The sequence below is a fragment of the Mesorhizobium sp. M1252 genome (assembly GCF_040318265.1).
GTDB lineage: Bacteria > Pseudomonadota > Alphaproteobacteria > Rhizobiales > Rhizobiaceae > Mesorhizobium.
The window spans coordinates 79844-98085 of the sequence record NZ_JAMYLX010000001.1; the positions used below are offsets into that span (position 1 = coordinate 79844).

Here is an 18242-nt window from a genome sequence, read left to right on the forward strand (position 1 = left end):
CTAGTCCTGAACCTGGTTTAGGTGCCAATGGTGAACCTGGCGGAAGCTGACAACGAGAAGATGCAGTGGGCGGCGATCAGCGGCGTGATCGCGACCGTCTCGGTGTTCGCCATCGCGCAAGGCCTGTCCTATCCGCTGCTGAGCTTCATCCTGCAACGCCAGGGCGTTTCGCCGGCCATCATCGGGCTCTCGGCGGCAATGACGCCGATCGGCTTCATTGTCTCGTCGCCGCTGATCCCGGCACTGGCGCGCCGGTTCGGGGCAGGGCGCACCGCGCTTACCTGCGCGGCGCTTTCGGCGATCGTTCTGGCGCTGATCGGGTGGACGCAGAATGTCTATCTGTGGTTTCCGCTGCGCTTCCTGATCGGGGTGGTGACCAATCCGCTCTATGTCTTGAGCGAAATCTGGGTCATTGCACTGGCGCCGCCATCGCGCCGCGGTCGCGTCATGGGTGTCTATTCAACCATCATCTCGGCCGGCTTCGCTGCCGGGCCGCTCTGCCTGCTCGCTGTCGGCACCGTGGGATGGCCGCCATTCCTGGTGGGGATCGCCGCCTTCATCTTTTGCGGCGCCTGCCTGGCGCTGGTGCTGCCGCGACTGCCGAAGGTTGACGAAGCCGGGCACAGGGTTTCGGTCATGGGCTTCATGCCCCTGGCATGGCTAATGCTGTCGGCGGTGGTCGTTGCCGCCGGTTTCGAACAGGGCGTGCTGGCGCTGCTGCCGGTCTACGGCACGCACTATGGCATCGCGGAAGCGCGCATGTCGGCGCTGCTGTCGGTGATGATCGCAGGCAACATCGCCATGCAGGTGCCGCTCGGCTTGCTGGCGGAACGGCTGACGGCGCGGCTGGTGCGATTCATCTGCGTCGTGGTGACGGTGCTGGGCTGCGTGCTGCTGCCGCTGCTGATCGAGACGCCGTTGATCTGGCCCTGTGTCTTTATCTGGGGCGCGGTCTCATATGGCATCTACACCATGTCGATCATCGAGCTCGGCGAGCGCTTTACCGGCTCGGCGCTGGTCGCCGGCAATGCCGCCTTCTCGCTGATGTGGGGCATCGGCGGCATCGTGGTGCCGCCGCTGGCGGGTGGCGTCATGGATGTGATCGGCGCCTCCGGCCTGCCGATCACGCTGGGCACGGTTTGTCTGGCATTGGCTGTGGCCACGGTCCTGCGCCGGCGGATGGTTTGAGGTCGCATTCCCCCGATGACCTGACGTTACCATCTTGAATAAAACCGCTTGCAACGCGATGTAGGCAGGGCTGCCCGCCAATAGCCTGGAGACCATGCGTGACCCAATCGACGACAAAACGCCAGACGGATGCCACCGTGGAGGACAAGTTCCTCTGGTTGGAGGACCGGGCCAGCAAGGAATCGCTCGACTGGGTGCATCGCCAGAACGAGATCACCGTGGCCGAACTACAGGGCGATCCGTCCTACCAGGCGGCCTTCGAGACGGCGCTCGACCTGATGACGGCCGAGGACAACATTGCGGTCGGTGCCGCGCTCAACGGCCAAGTCTATAATTTCTGGCAGGACAAGACCAATGTGCTCGGCCTCTGGCGCCGCACGACGGTTGCTTCCTACAAGACCGAGAAGCCTGTGTGGGAGACGATCATCGACTTCGACGTGCTGTCGGCCAAGGAGGGGGTGAAGTGGGTGTTCAGCGGCGCCAGCCGCCTTTACCCCGATTTCAACCTTTGCCTGGTGGCGATGTCGCCGGATGGCGGCGATGCCAGCGAGATGCGCGAATTCGACATCGAGACCAAATCATTCATCGAGGGCGGCTTCCGCGCTCCCGCCTCGAAATCCGGCTTTTCCTGGCTGGACAAGGACACGGTCATTGTCTCGGCTGCCTTCAATGAAGACGACAAGACCCAGTCCGGTTATCCGCGCGTCGTCAAGCTGTGGAAGCGCGGCACCCGGTTGGAGGAGGCGACGCCGATCTTCGAGGCCGAGAAGCAGGATCTCGCGGCCGGCGCGGGGGTCGAGCATGATGGCGACAGGCAGTATTTGTTTCTGGCCCGCACGATCGCCTTCTTCTCCTCGCACAGTTTTCTGCGCCTGCCGTCGGGCGAAAACCGGCGCATCCCGCTGCCGGACGATGTCACCGACACCGCGCTGTTCAAGGGCCGGTTCGTGTTCGGGGTGCGCAGCCCATGGACGGCGCCGGGCGGCACTGAGTGCTTGCCGGACGGCCTCTATTCCTTCGATTTCGAACACTGGATCGACACCGGCGACCTGGGCCCTGTTGAAACCATGCTCGCGCCAGCGCACCGTGTTTCGGTCGCCGGCATTGCCCGCACTCAGGACCGGCTGTTCATCAATCTGATGGACAATGTGCGCGGCAAGGTCGTTGTCGCCGAGCGCAGCGGCGACCGCTGGTCGCTGAAGCCGGTGGCGCTGCCCGAGAACGGCAATGTCGGCATCGCGCATGCCGAGCATTTCGGTTCCAGCGTCTCCTTCTCCTTCACCGATTTCCTGACGCCGAGTTCGATCATCTGGTCGGATGATAACGGGGCGACGCTGGCCACCGTGAAATCGCAGCCGGCTCGGTTCGACGCCGCGCCGCTGGTCTCCGAACAGTTCGAGGCGCGCTCGAAGGACGGCACAATGGTCCCGTATTTCGTCGTCAGGCGGCGCGACCAGAAGGGTCCGGTGCCGACGCTGCTCTACGGCTATGGCGGCTTCGAAATACCGCTGCTGCCCGGCTATGCCGGCGTGCGCGGCAGGCTGTGGCTGGAAAAGGGCAACGCCTATGTGCAGGCCTGCATCCGCGGTGGCGGCGAGTTCGGGCCGGCCTGGCATCAGGCCGCGCTGAAGGGCAATCGCCAGACTGCCTTCGACGATTTCGCCGCGGTGGCGCAGGACGTCGTCAGGCGCGGCATCGCCACCGCTGCTTCCCTCGGCATCCAGGGCGGCTCGAATGGCGGCCTGCTTACCGGCGTTTCCCTGACGCAGCATCCCGAACTGTTCGGCGCCGTCATCATCGAGGTGCCGCTGCTCGACATGCTGCGCTACACCGAACTGCCGCCAGGCGCCTCGTGGATCGGCGAATATGGTGATCCGGCAAAACCGGAAGAAGCCAAGTGGCTCGCCGCCTATTCGCCGTACCATCATGTCTCGGCCGATGCCGTCTATCCCCCGGTGCTGCTCACGACATCAACCGCCGACGACCGCGTCCATCCCGGCCATGCCCGCAAGATGGCGGCGAAGCTACAGGAAGCAGGTCACGGCAAGACGTTGTTCTTCGAGGAGACGGAAGGCGGCCATGGCGGGCGCGGCGACCGCCGGCCGCAAGCGGCGCAAACCGCCATGAAATACGTGTTCCTGCAAAGGGTATTGAGCGGCACCGCTTGAATTCCGGGCCTCGGGCGGCATAGACTGCCGCCATGGTCTACATGAGCACATCCGGCGCCTTCGGGGTCGCGGTGACACCGTCGCCGCGCACGCTGCGCGCCGAACTGCTCAGGCTGTGCGCCCGCATCGGCTATTCGCCGCCCGCCGTCCTCTGACGAAGTCGCCCCGGCAGCTTGCCGGTTTGATTCCAGAGGAAAGAGCAAACCCATGACTTACCAGAACTATTCGCTGAAGCAGCTTCAGCAGATTGACGCCGCGCATCATCTGCATCCCTTCACCGACCACAAGGAATTGCGCGAGACCGGCTCGCGCATCATCACCCACGCCAACGGCCCGTTCATCTACGATGCCGACGGCACCGAAATACTCGACGGCATGGCCGGGCTGTGGTGCGTCAATGTCGGCTATGGCCGCGACGAGCTGGCCGACGCCGCTTACGCGCAGATGAAGGAATTGCCCTACTATAATTCCTTCTTCAAATGCTCGACGCCGACGCCCGTGCTGCTGTCGAAGAAGCTGGCCGAGCTGGCGCCCAAGGGCATCGCCCAGGTGTTTTACGGCTCCTCCGGCTCGGAGGCCAACGACACGGCGCTGCGGCTCGTGCGCCACTATTGGGTGCTGGAAGGCAAACCGGAGAAGAACCGCATCATCTCGCGCAAGTCGGCCTATCACGGCTCGACCGTCGCCGGCACGTCGCTCGGCGGCATGGATTTGATGCACAAGCAGCTCGGCGGGGCGGTTCCCAACATCGTCCATGTGATGATGCCCTATGCCTATGAGTTGGCGCTGCCTGGCGAAAGCGACCATGATTTCGGCCTGCGCGCGGCCAAGGCGGTCGAGGATGCCATTCTGGAGGCCGGCGCCGACAAGGTCGCCGCCTTCATCGGCGAGCCGGTGATGGGAGCGGGCGGGGTGAAAATACCGCCGATGAGCTATTGGCCGGAAGTGCAGCGCATCTGCCGCAAATACGATGTGCTTTTGATGCTGGACGAGGTCATCACCGGCTATGGCCGCACCGGCGAATGGTTTGCGGCGCAGACCTTCGGCATCGAGCCGGACACCATCACCACGGCCAAGGCACTGACCTCGGGCTATCAGCCGCTGTCGGCGCTGCTGGTCGGCGACCGTATCGCGGCGACGCTGGTCGAAAAGGGCGGCGAATTCTACCACGGCTATACCTATTCGGGTCACCCGGTGGCCTGCGCGGTGGCGCTGAAGAATCTCGAGATCATGGAGCGAGAAGGCCTAGTCGACAGGGTCAGGAACGACACTGGACCTTACTTCGCCCAGGCGCTGCAGGAGCGCATTGCCGGCCACGAACTGGTCGGCGAGGTGCGATCGATCGGGCTGATGGGCGCGGTCGAGATCGTCAAGGACAAGGCGACCAAGGAGCGCTTCCTGCCGGCGGGCAGTGCCGCCGTCACCATTCGCGACCACGCCATCGCGCAAGGCCTTATGCTGCGCGCCACCGGGGACACGATGATCCTGTCGCCGCCGCTGATCTGGACCCGCGCGACGATCGACATGGCTTGCGATCGCATCGCCAAAGCGCTGGATCTGGCGCAAGCGGATTTGCGCAAGAAGTAGATGGAACGAGCGCCGGGCGCCTTGCAAACAGGGCGCCCGGACTGTGCGCCTGCTTATCGTCAGGGTCGACGGGGTCAGCGCACCGATCGTGCTGGTCAATGAAGACCATGAGGCAATTCCGAACGCTGCAATCGGAATATAATTCAGATCGAGCAGTATAGTACTGCAAGACGCAAAAACCGCGCTCCATGGGAACGCGGCTTTGCCAGATACGCATGGCATTTCGCCAACAATACACTTGCGAAACTTACGGGCTCCGGTACGCGAGACCTGATCCGGAGCGCCGGGCGGATGCGATATGTCCGCCTCGCCATCCGTTATATAGGCACATCGTTACCGCCGGGTTATCGAGAGCTTAAGCAAATCTAAATTTGCAATTTTTCCGCGCAATAAAAATCGAGAAAAGCGCTGCCAAATTCGAAACTTATAGAGAACTGCCGCGAAGGAAATTTATGATGCCGGAAAAATCCGATCCGCCATTTCCCTGGGCGTTGAACAGCGCATAAAGCTGGGCCGCTTCGGCCCCCATTGGCGTCACCGCGCCGGCGCTTTGGGCCGCCTCCTGCGCCAGTTTCAGGTCCTTCAGCATGAGTGCTGCGGCAAAGCCCGGCTTGTAATCCCGGTTGGCCGGCGATGCCGGCACGGGACCTGGCACCGGGCAATAGGTGGTCAGCGACCAGCACTGGCCCGACGAGGTCGAGGCGACGTCGAACAGGGCCTGATGCGAGAGGCCGAGCTTTTCGGCCAGCACGAAGGCCTCTGCGACGCCGATCATCGAAATGCCGAGCATCATGTTGTTGCAGATTTTGGCTGCCTGACCGGCGCCGTCGTCGCCGCAATGGACGATGCGGCCTGCCATCGGCTTCAGGACCGGTTCGGCCTTAGCGAAGGCATCCTTGGCGCCGCCGGCCATGAAGGTTAGCGTTCCCGCAGCAGCACCGCCGGTGCCGCCGGAGACGGGAGCGTCGATCGAATGCAGCCCTTGCTTCCTTGCTACGGCATGCGCCTTGCGGGCCGACTCGACATCGATGGTCGAGGAATCAATGAACAGGGCGCCTGGTTTGGCCTTGGATGCGATGTCCTCGTAGACCGAGAGCACGTGCTTGCCGGCGGGAAGCATGGTGATCACGACATCGGCGTCTTTCACCGCGACAACAGCATTCGCCATGACAATGACGCCATGCTCGCGGGCGACAGTGAGGTTTTCCGGCATCAGGTCAAAGCCGTGCACCGCGTGCCCCGCCTTGACGAGATTGGCAGCCATCGGGTTGCCCATATTCCCCAAGCCGATGAAGGCGATCGTCGTCATTGTTCTCTCCTGGTCTTGCTGGCTTCAGCGGCCAATCAACGCCCGCGCGATGATGACGCGCATGATCTCGTTGGTGCCTTCGAGGATCTGGTGGACGCGCAGGTCGCGCACCAGTTTTTCGATACCGTAATCATGAAGATAGCCATAACCGCCATGCAGCTGCAGCGCCTCGTTGGCGACGTTGAAGCCGATGTCGGTGACGAAGCGCTTGGCCATGGCCGACCATTTGCCGGCATCCGACGCCTTGCGGTCGAGTTTCGAGGCGGCGGCGTAGAGAAAGATCCGCGCTGCCTGCAATTCGGTCTCCATGTCGGCCAACCTGAACTGCAGCGCCTGGAACTGGTTGATCTTCGAGCCGAAAGCCTTGCGCTCGGCGGTATAGGACAGCGCCTTGTCGAGCGCAGATTGCGCGCCGCCGAGCGAACAGGCAGCGATGTTGAGGCGGCCGCCATCAAGCCCGGCCATTGCGATGCCGAAACCGGCGCCTTCGCCCGACAGCAGGTTTGCGGCCGGCACCTTGCAGTCCTCGAAGATCACCTGGCGGGTCGACTGCATGTGCCAGCCCATCTTGAGCTCGTTGGCGCCGAAGGAGAGGCCGGGCGCATCCTTCGGCACGACGAAGGTGGAAATGCCCTTCGGCCCGTCGGCGCCGGTGCGCGCCATGACGACATAGAGGTCGCTGTCGCCGGCCCCGGAGATGAACTGCTTGGCGCCGTTAAGCACATAGTCGTTGCCGTTCTTCACCGCGCGCGTCTTCAGCGCCGCGGCATCCGAGCCTGAACCCGGCTCGGTCAGGCAGTAGCTCGCCAGCCATTCCATCGAGGTCAGCTTCGGCAGGAAGCGTTGGCGCTGCTCGTCGTCGCCGAAGCGGTCGATCATCGACGCCGCCATATTGTGGATAGAGATGAAGGAGGAAAACGCCGGATCGGCGTGCGACAGTGCCTCGAAGATCAGCACGGCGTCGAGCCGGCCGAGCGCCGAGCCGCCGACATCGTCCCTGACATAGATGCCGCCAAGGCCAAGCGGGCCGGTCTCGCGGATTACATCGGCGGGAAAGTGTCTTGCCCGGTCCCATTCGAGCGCATTGGGCGCAACGCGATCGGCGGCGAAGGCCTGTGCCATCTCCTGGATGGCGCGCTGCTCCTCATTGAGTTCGAACTGGCTGGTGCTCGCATCGACCGCGGCGTCCATGGCGTGCTCCCTGTGTTCCCCAGCTGGGGTTGGCTTGCTGGCCTGTTGTTTTTGGCTTTGCGCGCCGCTCAATCTAGACCAATGATGCCGCCGCGCAACCCGGCTCGCCGCGCAGCCGCTGTGCATGAATGGATCAACGGAGCATTGCGTGCCGACATATTTCGACGAATTGCTCGACCGCTTCCATGCCTATCTCCGGGGCGTGGACAACGCGCTGGTGCGGGACGCCGTGACCCGGATCGGCTGGAATATGACGGCGCGCGTGCTCGAAGCGCATCCGCTGCCTTGCCTTGGTCTGCTCGACCGCATTGTCGAACTGGCGCCGCCGGACCCGCAGCCTCTGGTGCAACTGCTGGCGGAGCGTCGTGACGATCTGTGCTGGGGGCAGACCTACAACGCGAGCGATTTTGGTGAAGCGTTCTTGCAGAAATACGGCTGGCTGGAGGTGTTTGGCACGCGCGGCCATTTCGCCAATGAAGAGGTCGCGGCCGGATTGCTGATCCTGGGGCCCGGCATCACCTATCCCGACCATCATCACATTGCCGAGGAGATCTACATTCCGCTGACCGGCGGCACCGAGTGGCGCATGGGCGAAGGCGGCTTTCACACCCGCCAGGCGGGCGAAATTATCCATCACGCCTCCAATGTCAGCCATGCCATGCGCACCGGCAGCGAAGCGTTGCTGGCGCTCTACATCTGGCGCGGCGGGCCGCTGGCGCAGAAATCGACCGTTTCCGGCGCGCAGGGCAGGGGCTGAGCATGGCCAAGGCGATCATGCTGCAAGGCACGGGTTCGGATGTCGGCAAGACGGTGCTGGTGGCGGGGCTCTGCCGCGCGGCCAGGAATCGCGGGCTGAAAGTCAGGCCGTTCAAGCCGCAGAACATGTCGAACAATGCCGCCGTCGCCGACATTCCGGGCGACGACCGCCCCGGCGGCGGCGAGATTGGCCGTGGGCAATGGCTGCAAGCGCTGGCGTGTGGTGTTCAGCCGACCGTGCATATGAATCCGGTGCTGCTCAAACCCCAGAGCGACATCGGTTCGCAGGTGATCGTGCAGGGCAAGGTGTTCGGCGAGGCGCGAGCGCGCGACTACCAGACAATGAAAGCGGGGCTGATGGACGCCGTGCTGGAATCCTGGACGAAGGTCGGTGAGGGCGCCGATCTGGTCGTCGTCGAGGGCGCCGGATCGCCGGCCGAAATCAACCTGCGCAGCCGCGACATCGCCAATATGGGCTTTGCCACGCGCGCCGACGTGCCGGTCATCCTGGTCGGCGACATCGACCGCGGTGGCGTCATCGCTTCGGTCGCCGGCACGCATCTGATCCTGCCGGAGGAAGACAGGCGCATGATCGTCGGCTACCTCATCAATAAGTTCCGCGGCGATGTCTCGCTGTTCGACGACGGCATCCGGTCGATCGAAAGCTTCACCGGCTGGCGCTGCTTTGGCGTCGTGCCGTGGCTGAAGGCGGCGGCGCGATTGCCTTCGGAGGATTCGGTCGTGCTCGAACGCCTGGCATCTGGCGAGAAGCGGGCGTTGAAGGTCGCCGTGCCGATGCTTGGCCGCATCGCCAATTTCGACGACCTCGACCCGCTCAAGGCCGAGCCGCAGGTCGAAGTGGTGTTCGTGCCGCCGGGGCAGCGCTTGCCGGAGGATGCCGGCCTGGTGGTCATTCCCGGTTCCAAATCGACGATCGGGGATCTCATGAAGTTCCGCGAGAATGGCTGGGATCGCGATCTCCTCACGCACCGCAAACGCGGCGGCCATATCGTCGGCATTTGCGGCGGCTTCCAGATGCTCGGCCGCCTGGTGCGCGATCCCGATGGCATCGAGGGCAGCGTCACCGAGGCGGAAGGTCTTGGTCTGCTCGACATCGAGACGGTGATGGAACCGGAAAAGACGGTGCGCAATGTCAGCGCCCGCTCGGTGCCGTTTGGACTGGCGCTTGAGGGTTACGAAATCCATCTCGGCCGCACCACCGGGCCGGACATGGCGCGGCCCTCGGCTGTGATCGACGGCATCGACGACGGTGCCATTTCCGCCGATGGCAAGGTTTTTGGCACCTATCTGCACGGCCTGTTTTCCGCCGACGCTTTCCGGGCGAGATTCCTGGAAAGCCTCGGCGTGAAAGGCGGCGGCATCGACTATCGGGCGGACGTGGAAAACGCTCTGGACGAGATCGCAGCCGAACTGGAGCGCCATCTCGATTGCGATGCGATTTTTGGGTTAGCGAGGTAGGGCCGTCCACCGTTTCGTCATCCTCGGGTCTGCGCGTCCGCTTTGCTTCATGGCCATCCTTCCGCGGAAGACCCTAACAGACCATGCATCCAAAGCAAAAAGCGCCCGGCTTTTGACCGGGCGCTTCGAATTGCAGAGGTCGCGGGTGCCTAGGCGCCGCGCATCAGGCAGGCGGCGGCAAGCACGATGTATGCGATGAGGACAATCCACACCGCAGCCAGAGGAATGAACGCAAGAACGCCAAGCGCGGCGAGCACGCCGATGATGGCGACAACAAGGGAGATGATGAAAACAAGCTGAGTGGGTGCACTAAGATTCATGTGTGGTCCCTCCAACATGATTCGTACAACGGCACTCTATCAGGCGTGAGGCTTATACACCAATCAGCTGGCGCAATGGGTTCGCCGGGTCGGCCAGCAGCTTCACCGCCAGAGCCAGGCAGATGATCACCAGCAGCGGCTTGATCAGCCGGGCGCCGATGCGGATGGCAAGGCTGGCGCCGAGCCGGGCGCCGAGGAACTGGGCGACGCCCATCATCAGCCCGATCTTCCAGTAGACGACGCCGGCGACGGCAAAGACGATGAAGCCGCCAATGTTGGAGGCGAAATTGAGCAGCTTGGTGTGTGCCGTCGCCTTGAGCACGCCGAAGCCGGCAAGGCTGACGAAGGCCAGCATATAGAAGGAGCCGGCTCCCGGCCCGAACAGCCCGTCATAGAAGCCGACCAAAGGGGCGATGATCAGCCCGAACAGGAAGGGCGACAGGCGCTCGGCGCGGTCGACATCGTTCATGTTGGGTTTCACGGCGAAGTAAATCGCGATGGCGATCAAAAGCAGCGGCAGCAGCGCCCGCAGGAGATCACCTGGCACGAATGCCGCCAGCAAGGCGCCGACGGCACTGCCGGCAAGGGCCAGAAGCGCCGATGGCAGCTGTCGACGCAGATCGACATGGCCATTCCTGGCGTAGTGGATGGTCGCCGAAGCGGTGCCGAAAATGCCCTGCAGCTTGTTGGTTCCAAGTGCTGCGACCGGCGGGAAGCCGGCAAGCAGCAGGGCCGGGATGGTGATCAGCCCGCCGCCGCCGGCTATCGAATCGACAAAGCCGGCTGCAAAGGCGGCGAAGGCAAGCATGATGACGGTCTGGGTAGCGAGGTCGAGCATCGGGATTTTCTGAACATTCCGGCGGGAAAGGCGATGCCGCGCCTTCTCATGGCCATCCGGTTTGCGCAAGGCCGATTCCGCGCTACGTCCATCCAAGCGCGTTGCGCTTGGATTTCCTGTGGTGCATGTCATTATCCCAATACCGCTGGGCAGTTTTGGGTTTGCACTGGGCGGGCTCGGAAAAAAGGGACACTGTTGGCGATGGCATTGCTCGACCAGATACGCTCGATCTTCGATGGTGACCCCGGCGTGCGCAAGGTTGCCGACGACCCCGTGCTGTCGGCGGAACTCTTGATGCTGTTTCGCATGATCCTGGCCGACGGCTCGGTTTCGGAGAGCGAAATGGTCGCCTTCCGGCGTATCTGCAAGGACGCCTTCGGCATCCCGGAAACCAGCATCGACGCGGTCATCGAATATCTCAATGATTTCGGCTACGAGACCAACGGTTCGCAAGCCATTGCGCTGTTCCGCGATATCGATGTCGAACGGCGCAAGTTGCTGGCGCTCCACATGGCGGAGATCGCCAAAGCCGATTCCAAGCTGGCCGAGAGCGAAGTGCGGCTGCTGCGCCGCACGCTCGATTTGCTCGACATAAGCCCGGTCGATGTGGTGAAGCCGGAGGAGTGAGGCAGACCAGGGGCAACGGCCGCCCGGCCGGGTCCCCGCTGCTTCGCAGCGTCCCAGCGTTCGTGACCTTTCATCGTGCCACTGGCACGATGAATTCGCTCCGCGAACCGGTCACTCAGCCCTGTTCCTGCATACGGTGAGCGATCGCCCGATGCAGATCGGGCGCAGCCGCGACCAGCGCCCTGGCCGCCTCCGACTGCGGATGATCGAGCACGTCACCGGTCTTGCCGCGCTCGACGATCCTGCCGTCATGCATGACCAGCACCTCATCGGTGATGGCGCGGGCGACGGTCAAATCGTGGGTGATGAAGAGATAGCCGATGCCGAGCTTCTGGTTGAGCTCTGCGAACAGATCGAGGATCTGGGCGCGGATCGAGACGTCGAGCGCCGAGACCGGCTCGTCGGCGACGACCAGCTTCGGCCTGGTGATGATGGCGCGGGCGATCGACAGGCGCTGGCGCTGGCCGCCGGAAAACTCATGCGGATATTTGTCCATGTCGCTGGTGCCGAGGCCGACCTCGTGCAGCGCATGCGCCACCATCTCGCGCCGCTCAGCCGGTGTCGGCTTCGTCTCCAGTACATGCAGCGGCTCGGCGACCAGTTTTACGACCTTCTGGCGCGGGTCGAAAGAGCCGTAGGGATCCTGGAACACCACCTGCATGTCGCGCCGCGCGGCTTTGAGCTCCGCCTCGCTTTTGCCGGTGATGGTCTCGCCGCGAAAGCGGATCGTTCCCGATGTCGATTTGTCGAGCGCCAGGATCATGCGGGCAAGCGTTGACTTGCCGCAGCCGGAGCGGCCGACCAGCGCCACCGATTGGCCCGGCGCCAGCGACAAGGACACGTCGTCGACGGCGCGGATTGGAGCCGCTGACTTGAACAGGGAGGTGCGCCGGCCCGGATAGTCCCGTGTCACGCCTTCGACCTCAAGCAGCGGTTTGGCCGATCCGGTGGCGTGAACTTTGGCGCGCGCGGGCACGTGCATGGAGGCCAGCGCCAGCTGGCGCGTGTAGGGATGCAGCTGTTCCGACAGCGTGCGTGCGGTGTCGCCGGCTTCCATCACCTCGCCATTGCGCAGAATGGTGATGCGGTCGGCCATTTCGGTGACGACCGCGAGATCGTGCGAGATCAACAGCAGGCCCATTCGGTTTTCGCTGACAAGGCCGCGCAAGAGGTCGAGGATCTGCGTCTGCAGCACCACGTCGAGCGCCGTGGTCGGCTCGTCGGCGATGAGCAGCTTGGGTTTCAATGCGCAGGCAATGGCGATGACGACGCGTTGGCGCTGGCCGCCCGACAGTTCGTGCGGATAGCGCGACAGCGGGAATTTGGCCTCAGGCAGGCCAACGCGGTCGAGCATTTTGCGCGCCCGGTCTTCGGCGTCGGCACGGCTTGCCCTGGTGTGCCAGCGTATGCCTTCGGCGACTTGTTCGCCGATCGTCTTGACGGGGTTGAGCGCCGTCATCGGTTCCTGGAACACCATGCCGATGTCGTCGCCGCGCAACGCGCACATCTGGTCCTCAGTGGCCGCGAGGATGTCGATGCCGTCGAAGGTTACGCGGCCGGTGGCGCGCGCCGCATGCGGCAGAAGCTGCATGATGGTCAGCGCCGTCATCGATTTGCCGGAACCGGATTCACCGACCAGGCCCATCACCTCGCCGGGCGCGACGGAGAGCTCGACCCCTTTGAGGATCGGCGTGTCGCCGACCGCCAGCGACAGGTTCTCGATCTCCAGCAGGCTCATCGCTGCCGCCGCGATTTCGGGTCGAGTATGTCGGCGATGCCGTCGCCGAGCAGATTGAGCCCAAGCACGGTGATGACGATGGCCATGCCGGGGAAGATGGCCATCCACGGCGCCACCACCATGCGCGTCTGGGCGTCGAACAGCATGCGGCCCCAGCTCGGCATTGGCGGCTGGGCGCCGAGGCCGACATAGGAGAGACCGGCTTCGGCCAAAATGCCGAGCGCGAACTGGATGGTGCCTTGCACCAGAAGCAGCGTGGCGATGTTGGGCAGCACGTGCTCGATTGTAATCTGCGTCTTGCTCTTGCCGGCGGCGCGCGCGGCGAGGATGAACTCGCGCGGCCAGATCGCCAGCGCGCCCGCGCGGGCGACACGCGCAAACACCGGGATGTTGAAAATGCCGATTGCGATGATGGCGTTGATGGCGCCCGGTCCGAAGATGGCGGTGATCATGATCGCCGACAGCAGCGCCGGGAAGGCGAAGACAAGGTCGTTCAGCCGCATCAGCGCCTCGTCGACGAACCCGCCGCGCGCCGCGGCGAAGGCGCCGAGCGGCACGCCGACGCCCATGCCGATGCCGACCGCGACCAGCGCCACGGCGATCGAGTTGCGGGCGCCGACCATGATCATCGACAGGATGTCGCGGCCGAAATGATCGGTGCCGAACCAGTGCGCCGCAGAGGGCGCGAGCGTCTTGTCCGAGATCACCAGTTTGGTCACGTCGTAGGGCGTCCAGACGTAGGAGATGACCGCTATTGCAGCCACCAGCACCGTGATGGCGAAGCCGATGAGGAAGGAGCGGTTGCGGAAGGCCTTGGCCAGAATGCTGCCCAACGTCTCCTGCGGGATGTCGATGTGCAGCGTCATTGCCGGCCTCGAAGGCGCGGATCGACGATGGCGTAGGAGACGTCGACGACGAGGTTAACGGCAATGACGGCGACGACCAGCAGCATGACGATGCTTTCCACCACGATCAGGTCGCGCTGAGTGATCGCCTGGAACACCAGCCGTCCCAGACCAGGCAGATAAAAGACGTTCTCGATGATGATGGTGCCGGCGAGCAGGAAGGCGAATTGCAGGCCCAGAATGGTCAGAACCGGGATCATCGCGTTGCGCAGCGCGTGCCGCCACAGCACGGCGCGATAGGGCAGGCCCTTGGCGCGGGCGGTGCGGATATAGTCCTCGTTCAGCACCTCGACCAGCGCCGAGCGGGCAACGCGCGCCAGGATCGCCGCCTGCGGCAGCGCAAGTGCTACGGCCGGCAGCAGCAGCGATTTCAGCGCCGGCCAGGCGCCAGCGCTCCAGCCGGGAAAGCCGCCGGCCGGCACTAGCCGCAGCCAGACGGCAAAGAGGTAGATCAGCATCAGCGCGAACCAGAAGTTCGGGATGGCAACGCCAAGCTGGGCGGCGCCCATAGCGATCGTATCGCCGGCCCGGCCGCGCCGGCTGGCGGAATAGAGCCCGACCGGGATGGCAATGATGGTGGACAGCGCCAGCGCGATCAGCGCCAGCGGCAGGGAAACCGCCATGCGCTCGCGGACAAGGTCGATGACCGGCACCGAATAAGTGTAGGAGCGGCCGAAATCGAGGCTGAGCAGACCGCCGACCCAATGGAGGTAGCGCAGGAGAAGCGGCGCGTTGAGGCCCATCTGGTTGCGCAGGAGTTCGACCTGCTCGGCGCTGGCGTTGAGGCCCAGCATCAGCCGCGCCGGGTCGCCGGGCAGGATTTCGAGCACGGCGAAGACGACCATCGAGGCCAGGATCAAGGTGGCGACGGCAATGGCGAGGCGTTGGAGGAGGTAGGCGGTCATGGTGGAGGGAATGGTGCGTTGCCAAGTGCGATGACTGAGCAAAGGCAGCGTTCTGTCACACCCCCCTCTGTCCTGCCGGACCCGGCCCTTCGCTGTCGCTTCGGGCGTTCGTTGTTCGGAAAGCCAAGCAGTTGGCTTTCCGTCCGCTGCGCGGACCACTCCTCACCCCCCGCAAGGGGGGAGATCAGCAGTTTCCGTGTCGTCGACCAGCGTTCAACGTTCGCGATAGGCGAAAGCGGAGATGAGAGCCCAATCTCCCCCCTTGCGGGGGAGATGCCCGGCAGGGCAGAGGGGGGTGTGACGGAGCGCAAGCGCTGCGCCTTGGCCAGCCGCCTCAATCCGTCCACTTCACCTTGGTCAGATCATTCGCCTGGATCGGCGCATTCTCCCACAGGCCCTGCAGCTTGGCGTCCCAGACGCCGACCTTCGGCAGTTCATAGAGGAACCCCACCACGGCGTCGTCGGCCAGGATCTTCTGTGCTTCGCCGAGCAGCGTGTTGCGCTTGGCGTCGTCGGAGGTGAGGTTCAGCTCGGCGATGATCTTGTCGAAGGCGGGGTTGTCGTAGTTGAAGTAGTAGTCCTTGCGCGAATAGATATCGATGTCGTTGGGCTCGGTGTGGGAGACGATGGTCAGGTCGTAATCCTTCTTGGTGAACACCTGATCCAGCCACTGCGCCCATTCGACCGGAATGATTTCCAGGTCGATGCCGACATCGCGCAGCTGCGAGGCGATGATCTCGCCGCCAAGCCGTGCATAGGAAGGCGGCGGCAGTTTCAGCGTGGCCTTGATTCCGTTTTCGAAGCCGGCCTGCTTCAGCAGCTCCTTGGCCTTGTCGACATTGTGCGGGTACAGGCCGGTGAGGTCGACATAGGCCTTGCTGGCGGGCGACATGTGCGAGCCGATCGGCACGCCGAGGCCGGCCGAGGCGCCGTCGATGATCGCCTTGCGGTCGAGCGCGAAGGCAATTGCCTGCCGCACCTCGAGCTTGTCGAAAGGCGGCTTCTTGTTGTTGATCGCCAGAATGGTCTCGCCCTCGGTCGAGCCGACCACCACCTTGAAGCGCGGATCGTCCTTGACCTGCGCGACGCTGTCGGGATCGAAGAAAGGGAAAGCCTGGATGTCGCCCGAGAGCAGCGCCGGCACGGCGGCAGCGGCGTCGGGAACGATGCGGAACTCGGCCTTGTCGAGGAACACCGGGGCGCCCCAGTAAGTGTCCGATTTCACCAGCGTGATCGACGAGCCCTTGGCCCAGCTCTGGAATTTGAACGGGCCGGTGCCGATGGGCTTTTCCTTGTTGGTGTCTGCGCTCTCGGGCGCCACGATCACCGCGTCGCCCCAGCCCATATTGTAGAGGAACGACCCCTGCGGGTTCTTCAGCGTCACCTTGACCGTCGTCGGATCGACGACTTCGACCGTATCGATGGCTGCGAACAGGGCCTTTTGCGCGTTTACGGAATTGTCGGCGCGGGCGCGGTCGAGGGAGAACTTCACGTCGCCGGCGTCGAAATCGCTGCCGTCATGGAATTTGACGCCGGTGCGCAGCTTGAAGGTGTAGACCTTGCCATCGTCGGAAATGGCCCAGCTCTCGGCGAGGTCGGGCAGCACTTCGCCATTCGGGCCGATGCGGGTCAGGCCCTCGAAGACGTTGGCGTAGAGCACTTCGTCGATCGCCGCGGCAGCACCGGCGGTCGGATCGAGATGCGGCGGCTCGAGCGGAATGCCGATCACCAGGTCGGTGCGTGCGGCAAATGCCTGACTGCCGGCCAGTGCCAGCACCGTGGCGGCAAGAATGGTTTTCCACAATTTCATCGTGCAACTCCCAAATGCTCGAACCCTGGTGCGATAGAAGCGTGATTTCGAGGTGGAGTAAATTGCGTTTCGTGCTCCGCAGCGGCGCGGGGAGGCATGTTTTTTCAGCGAAGCCGATGGTTCAGTCCGCGGCCGTGCCCCTGAGCAGCACATTCAGCCCGATCGCCATCACCTTGGCCGACTCCACCATATCAGAGATACCGACCCATTCGTCGGGCCGGTGGGCGAGGTCCAAAATGCCCGGGCCATAGGCGATGCAATCATAGATGTGGCCGATGCGGGCGATGTGCTTCTGGTCGTAAGTGCCTGGTGAAATGACATAATCCGGCTCGCGGTCGAAGATCGCCATGATGCCTTGCGCCACCGCCTTGACCACCGGCGCGTCGCGCTCGGTCATCAGCGGCAGCACCTCCATCAGGTCGCGAATCTCGTAGTCGAACTTTTTGCGCTCGCGCTTCAGCCGGTCGAGGATATCGGTCACCTCGCTCTTGACCGTGGCAAGGTCCTCCTCGAGCAGGAAGCGGCGATCGATGGTCAGCCGGCAGGCGTCGGGCACGTTGGGTGAGGGCAGGCCGGGGCGGAAATCCTCGGTCTGGCCGCCATGGATCGAGTTGATGTTCATGGTCGAGCGCTTTGCGCCTTCGGGCACGACAGGCATGCGCGTCACCTTGCGGTCGAGCGCCGGAAACAGTTCATCCTCGAAGGCCTGCAGCACGGCGCCCATGTGGCGCACGGCATTGTCGCCGAGGAACGGCATCGAGCCATGCGCGATCTCGCCCTTGGTCTCGATCTCCGCCCACCAGACGCCGCGATGGCCAAGACAGATGCGGTCCTTGTTCAGCGGCTCGGGGATGATGACGTGGTCGACCTTGGGTTTCGAGAAATAGCCAAGCTTCGCCAGATGGGCGACGCCGCCGAAGCCGCCGGACTCTTCATCGACGGTGCCGGAGATTTCGATGGCGCCGGGAAAGTCGGGGAATACCTCCATGAAGGCTTCCGCCGCGATGATCGAGGCGGCCATGCCCCCTTTCATGTCGCAGGCGCCGCGCCCGTAGACCTTGCCGTCCTTCACCACGCCGGCAAAGGGATCGACGCTCCAGCCCTCGCCGGCTTCGACCACATCGATGTGCGAGTTGAAATGGACGCAGGCCCCAGGCGAGCGGCCGTCGAAGCGGGCGACGACATTGACGCGGGGATAGCGGTCGGTATCGCCGGGCGTGCCTTCGGCGCGGATGAATTCGGTTTCGAAGCCAAGCCTGCCTAGGCGCGCACCTATATATTCGACGCAGGGGCGATAGGCTTCGCCAGGCGGGTTGATGGTCGGGAAGCGGATCAGGTCGGCGGTCAGTGCGACCAAGTCATCAACACGGGCGTCTATCGCTTTGAAGAGTCGTTCGTTCATTCGCGGATTTGAGCAGGCA

At 63.8% G+C, this 18242-nt stretch carries 16 protein-coding genes; 7 read left to right on the forward strand and 9 right to left on the reverse strand.

Translation table 11 applies throughout. From position 1 onward, the window contains the following. Positions 1-27 precede the first annotated feature (27 nt). The 4 genes from NKH22_RS00360 (at position 28) to NKH22_RS00375 (ending at position 4943) form a co-directional block, all read left to right on the forward strand. Positions 28-1188, forward strand: coding sequence for an MFS transporter (locus tag NKH22_RS00360; RefSeq protein WP_502900542.1), 1161 nt, complete (start codon positions 28-30; stop codon positions 1186-1188). A gap of 98 nt (positions 1189-1286) precedes the next feature. Beyond that, positions 1287-3356 (forward strand): prolyl oligopeptidase family serine peptidase, encoded by a 2070-nt coding sequence (locus NKH22_RS00365; RefSeq protein ID WP_352908653.1) that lies wholly within the window; start codon positions 1287-1289, stop codon positions 3354-3356. A 32-nt stretch (positions 3357-3388) separates the two neighbouring features. Further along, positions 3389-3511: a hypothetical protein gene (locus tag NKH22_RS00370; RefSeq protein WP_023670422.1), complete on the forward strand. Its 123-nt coding sequence runs from the start codon at positions 3389-3391 to the stop codon at positions 3509-3511. A 52-nt stretch (positions 3512-3563) separates the two neighbouring features. Beyond that, positions 3564-4943: an aspartate aminotransferase family protein gene (locus NKH22_RS00375; protein WP_023821492.1), complete on the forward strand. Its 1380-nt coding sequence runs from the start codon at positions 3564-3566 to the stop codon at positions 4941-4943. Between the two features lie 424 nt (positions 4944-5367). On the opposite strand, the gene mmsB is transcribed toward NKH22_RS00375, so the two are convergent. Both mmsB and NKH22_RS00385 read right to left on the reverse strand, forming a co-directional pair. Continuing rightward, complete coding sequence (gene mmsB, locus NKH22_RS00380) at positions 5368-6252, reverse strand: 3-hydroxyisobutyrate dehydrogenase (RefSeq protein ID WP_023821491.1); 885 nt, start codon at positions 6250-6252, stop codon at positions 5368-5370. A 24-nt stretch (positions 6253-6276) separates the two neighbouring features. Continuing rightward, complete coding sequence (locus tag NKH22_RS00385) at positions 6277-7443, reverse strand: isobutyryl-CoA dehydrogenase (RefSeq protein ID WP_023821490.1); 1167 nt, start codon at positions 7441-7443, stop codon at positions 6277-6279. Between the two features lie 148 nt (positions 7444-7591). Between NKH22_RS00385 and NKH22_RS00390 the strand changes: the two genes are divergently transcribed. Together NKH22_RS00390 and NKH22_RS00395 are read left to right on the forward strand one after the other, a co-directional pair. After that, positions 7592-8200: a dimethylsulfonioproprionate lyase family protein gene (locus NKH22_RS00390; RefSeq protein WP_023670427.1), complete on the forward strand. Its 609-nt coding sequence runs from the start codon at positions 7592-7594 to the stop codon at positions 8198-8200. Between the two features lie 2 nt (positions 8201-8202). Then, a complete protein-coding gene (locus NKH22_RS00395; protein WP_352908655.1) occupies positions 8203-9678 on the forward strand; it encodes a cobyric acid synthase in 1476 nt (491 codons plus the stop codon). A 149-nt stretch (positions 9679-9827) separates the two neighbouring features. Here NKH22_RS00395 and NKH22_RS00400 read toward each other — a convergent pair whose 3' ends face one another. Further along, on the reverse strand, positions 9828-9998 hold the full coding sequence (locus NKH22_RS00400; RefSeq protein WP_023821487.1) for a hypothetical protein: 171 nt from the start codon (positions 9996-9998) through the stop codon (positions 9828-9830). A 52-nt stretch (positions 9999-10050) separates the two neighbouring features. Continuing rightward, entirely contained in the window at positions 10051-10836 is a 786-nt protein-coding gene (locus NKH22_RS00405; protein ID WP_023821486.1) for a TSUP family transporter, read from the reverse strand. A gap of 195 nt (positions 10837-11031) precedes the next feature. Here NKH22_RS00405 and NKH22_RS00410 point away from each other — a divergent pair, with 195 nt between their 5' ends. After that, a complete protein-coding gene (locus NKH22_RS00410) occupies positions 11032-11463 on the forward strand; it encodes a TerB family tellurite resistance protein (protein WP_023821485.1) in 432 nt (143 codons plus the stop codon). Between the two features lie 115 nt (positions 11464-11578). Here the strand turns inward: NKH22_RS00410 and NKH22_RS00415 are convergent, their stop codons facing one another. The 5 genes from NKH22_RS00415 to NKH22_RS00435 all read right to left on the reverse strand — a co-directional run bounded on the left by NKH22_RS00415 (position 11579) and on the right by NKH22_RS00435 (position 18223). Continuing rightward, the gene (locus NKH22_RS00415) at positions 11579-13201 is read right to left on the reverse strand and encodes an ABC transporter ATP-binding protein (protein ID WP_023821484.1); all 1623 of its coding nucleotides are present in this window, start codon (positions 13199-13201) and stop codon (positions 11579-11581) included. After that, on the reverse strand, positions 13198-14067 hold the full coding sequence (locus NKH22_RS00420; RefSeq protein WP_023691037.1) for an ABC transporter permease: 870 nt from the start codon (positions 14065-14067) through the stop codon (positions 13198-13200). Before NKH22_RS00420 ends, NKH22_RS00415 begins: the two co-directional genes overlap by 4 nt. Then, positions 14064-15011 (reverse strand): ABC transporter permease, encoded by a 948-nt coding sequence (locus tag NKH22_RS00425; RefSeq protein WP_023691038.1) that lies wholly within the window; start codon positions 15009-15011, stop codon positions 14064-14066. Before NKH22_RS00425 ends, NKH22_RS00420 begins: the two co-directional genes overlap by 4 nt. 334 nt (positions 15012-15345) lie before the next feature. Then, complete coding sequence (locus NKH22_RS00430) at positions 15346-16821, reverse strand: ABC transporter substrate-binding protein (protein ID WP_023691039.1); 1476 nt, start codon at positions 16819-16821, stop codon at positions 15346-15348. A gap of 121 nt (positions 16822-16942) precedes the next feature. Next, on the reverse strand, positions 16943-18223 hold the full coding sequence (locus NKH22_RS00435) for an acetylornithine deacetylase/succinyl-diaminopimelate desuccinylase family protein (RefSeq protein ID WP_023691040.1): 1281 nt from the start codon (positions 18221-18223) through the stop codon (positions 16943-16945). Positions 18224-18242 lie beyond the last annotated feature (19 nt).

Excerpts from the sequence above, each read along its gene's own strand:
- mmsB (WP_023821491.1), bottom strand. The coding sequence starts at position 6,252 with ATGACGACGATCGCCTTCATCGGCTTGGGGAATATGGGCAACCCGATG.
- NKH22_RS00395 (WP_352908655.1), top strand. The coding sequence starts at position 8,203 with ATGGCCAAGGCGATCATGCTGCAAGGCACGGGTTCGGATGTCGGCAAG.
- NKH22_RS00375 (WP_023821492.1), top strand. The coding sequence starts at position 3,564 with ATGACTTACCAGAACTATTCGCTGAAGCAGCTTCAGCAGATTGACGCC.
- NKH22_RS00370 (WP_023670422.1), top strand. The coding sequence starts at position 3,389 with ATGGTCTACATGAGCACATCCGGCGCCTTCGGGGTCGCGGTGACACCG.
- NKH22_RS00400 (WP_023821487.1), bottom strand. The coding sequence starts at position 9,998 with ATGAATCTTAGTGCACCCACTCAGCTTGTTTTCATCATCTCCCTTGTT.
- NKH22_RS00415 (WP_023821484.1), bottom strand. The coding sequence starts at position 13,201 with ATGAGCCTGCTGGAGATCGAGAACCTGTCGCTGGCGGTCGGCGACACG.
- NKH22_RS00405 (WP_023821486.1), bottom strand. The coding sequence starts at position 10,836 with ATGCTCGACCTCGCTACCCAGACCGTCATCATGCTTGCCTTCGCCGCC.
- NKH22_RS00385 (WP_023821490.1), bottom strand. The coding sequence starts at position 7,443 with ATGGACGCCGCGGTCGATGCGAGCACCAGCCAGTTCGAACTCAATGAG.
- NKH22_RS00425 (WP_023691038.1), bottom strand. The coding sequence starts at position 15,011 with ATGACCGCCTACCTCCTCCAACGCCTCGCCATTGCCGTCGCCACCTTG.
- NKH22_RS00435 (WP_023691040.1), bottom strand. The coding sequence starts at position 18,223 with ATGAACGAACGACTCTTCAAAGCGATAGACGCCCGTGTTGATGACTTG.
- NKH22_RS00420 (WP_023691037.1), bottom strand. The coding sequence starts at position 14,067 with ATGACGCTGCACATCGACATCCCGCAGGAGACGTTGGGCAGCATTCTG.
- NKH22_RS00360 (WP_502900542.1), top strand. The coding sequence starts at position 28 with ATGGTGAACCTGGCGGAAGCTGACAACGAGAAGATGCAGTGGGCGGCG.
- NKH22_RS00430 (WP_023691039.1), bottom strand. The coding sequence starts at position 16,821 with ATGAAATTGTGGAAAACCATTCTTGCCGCCACGGTGCTGGCACTGGCC.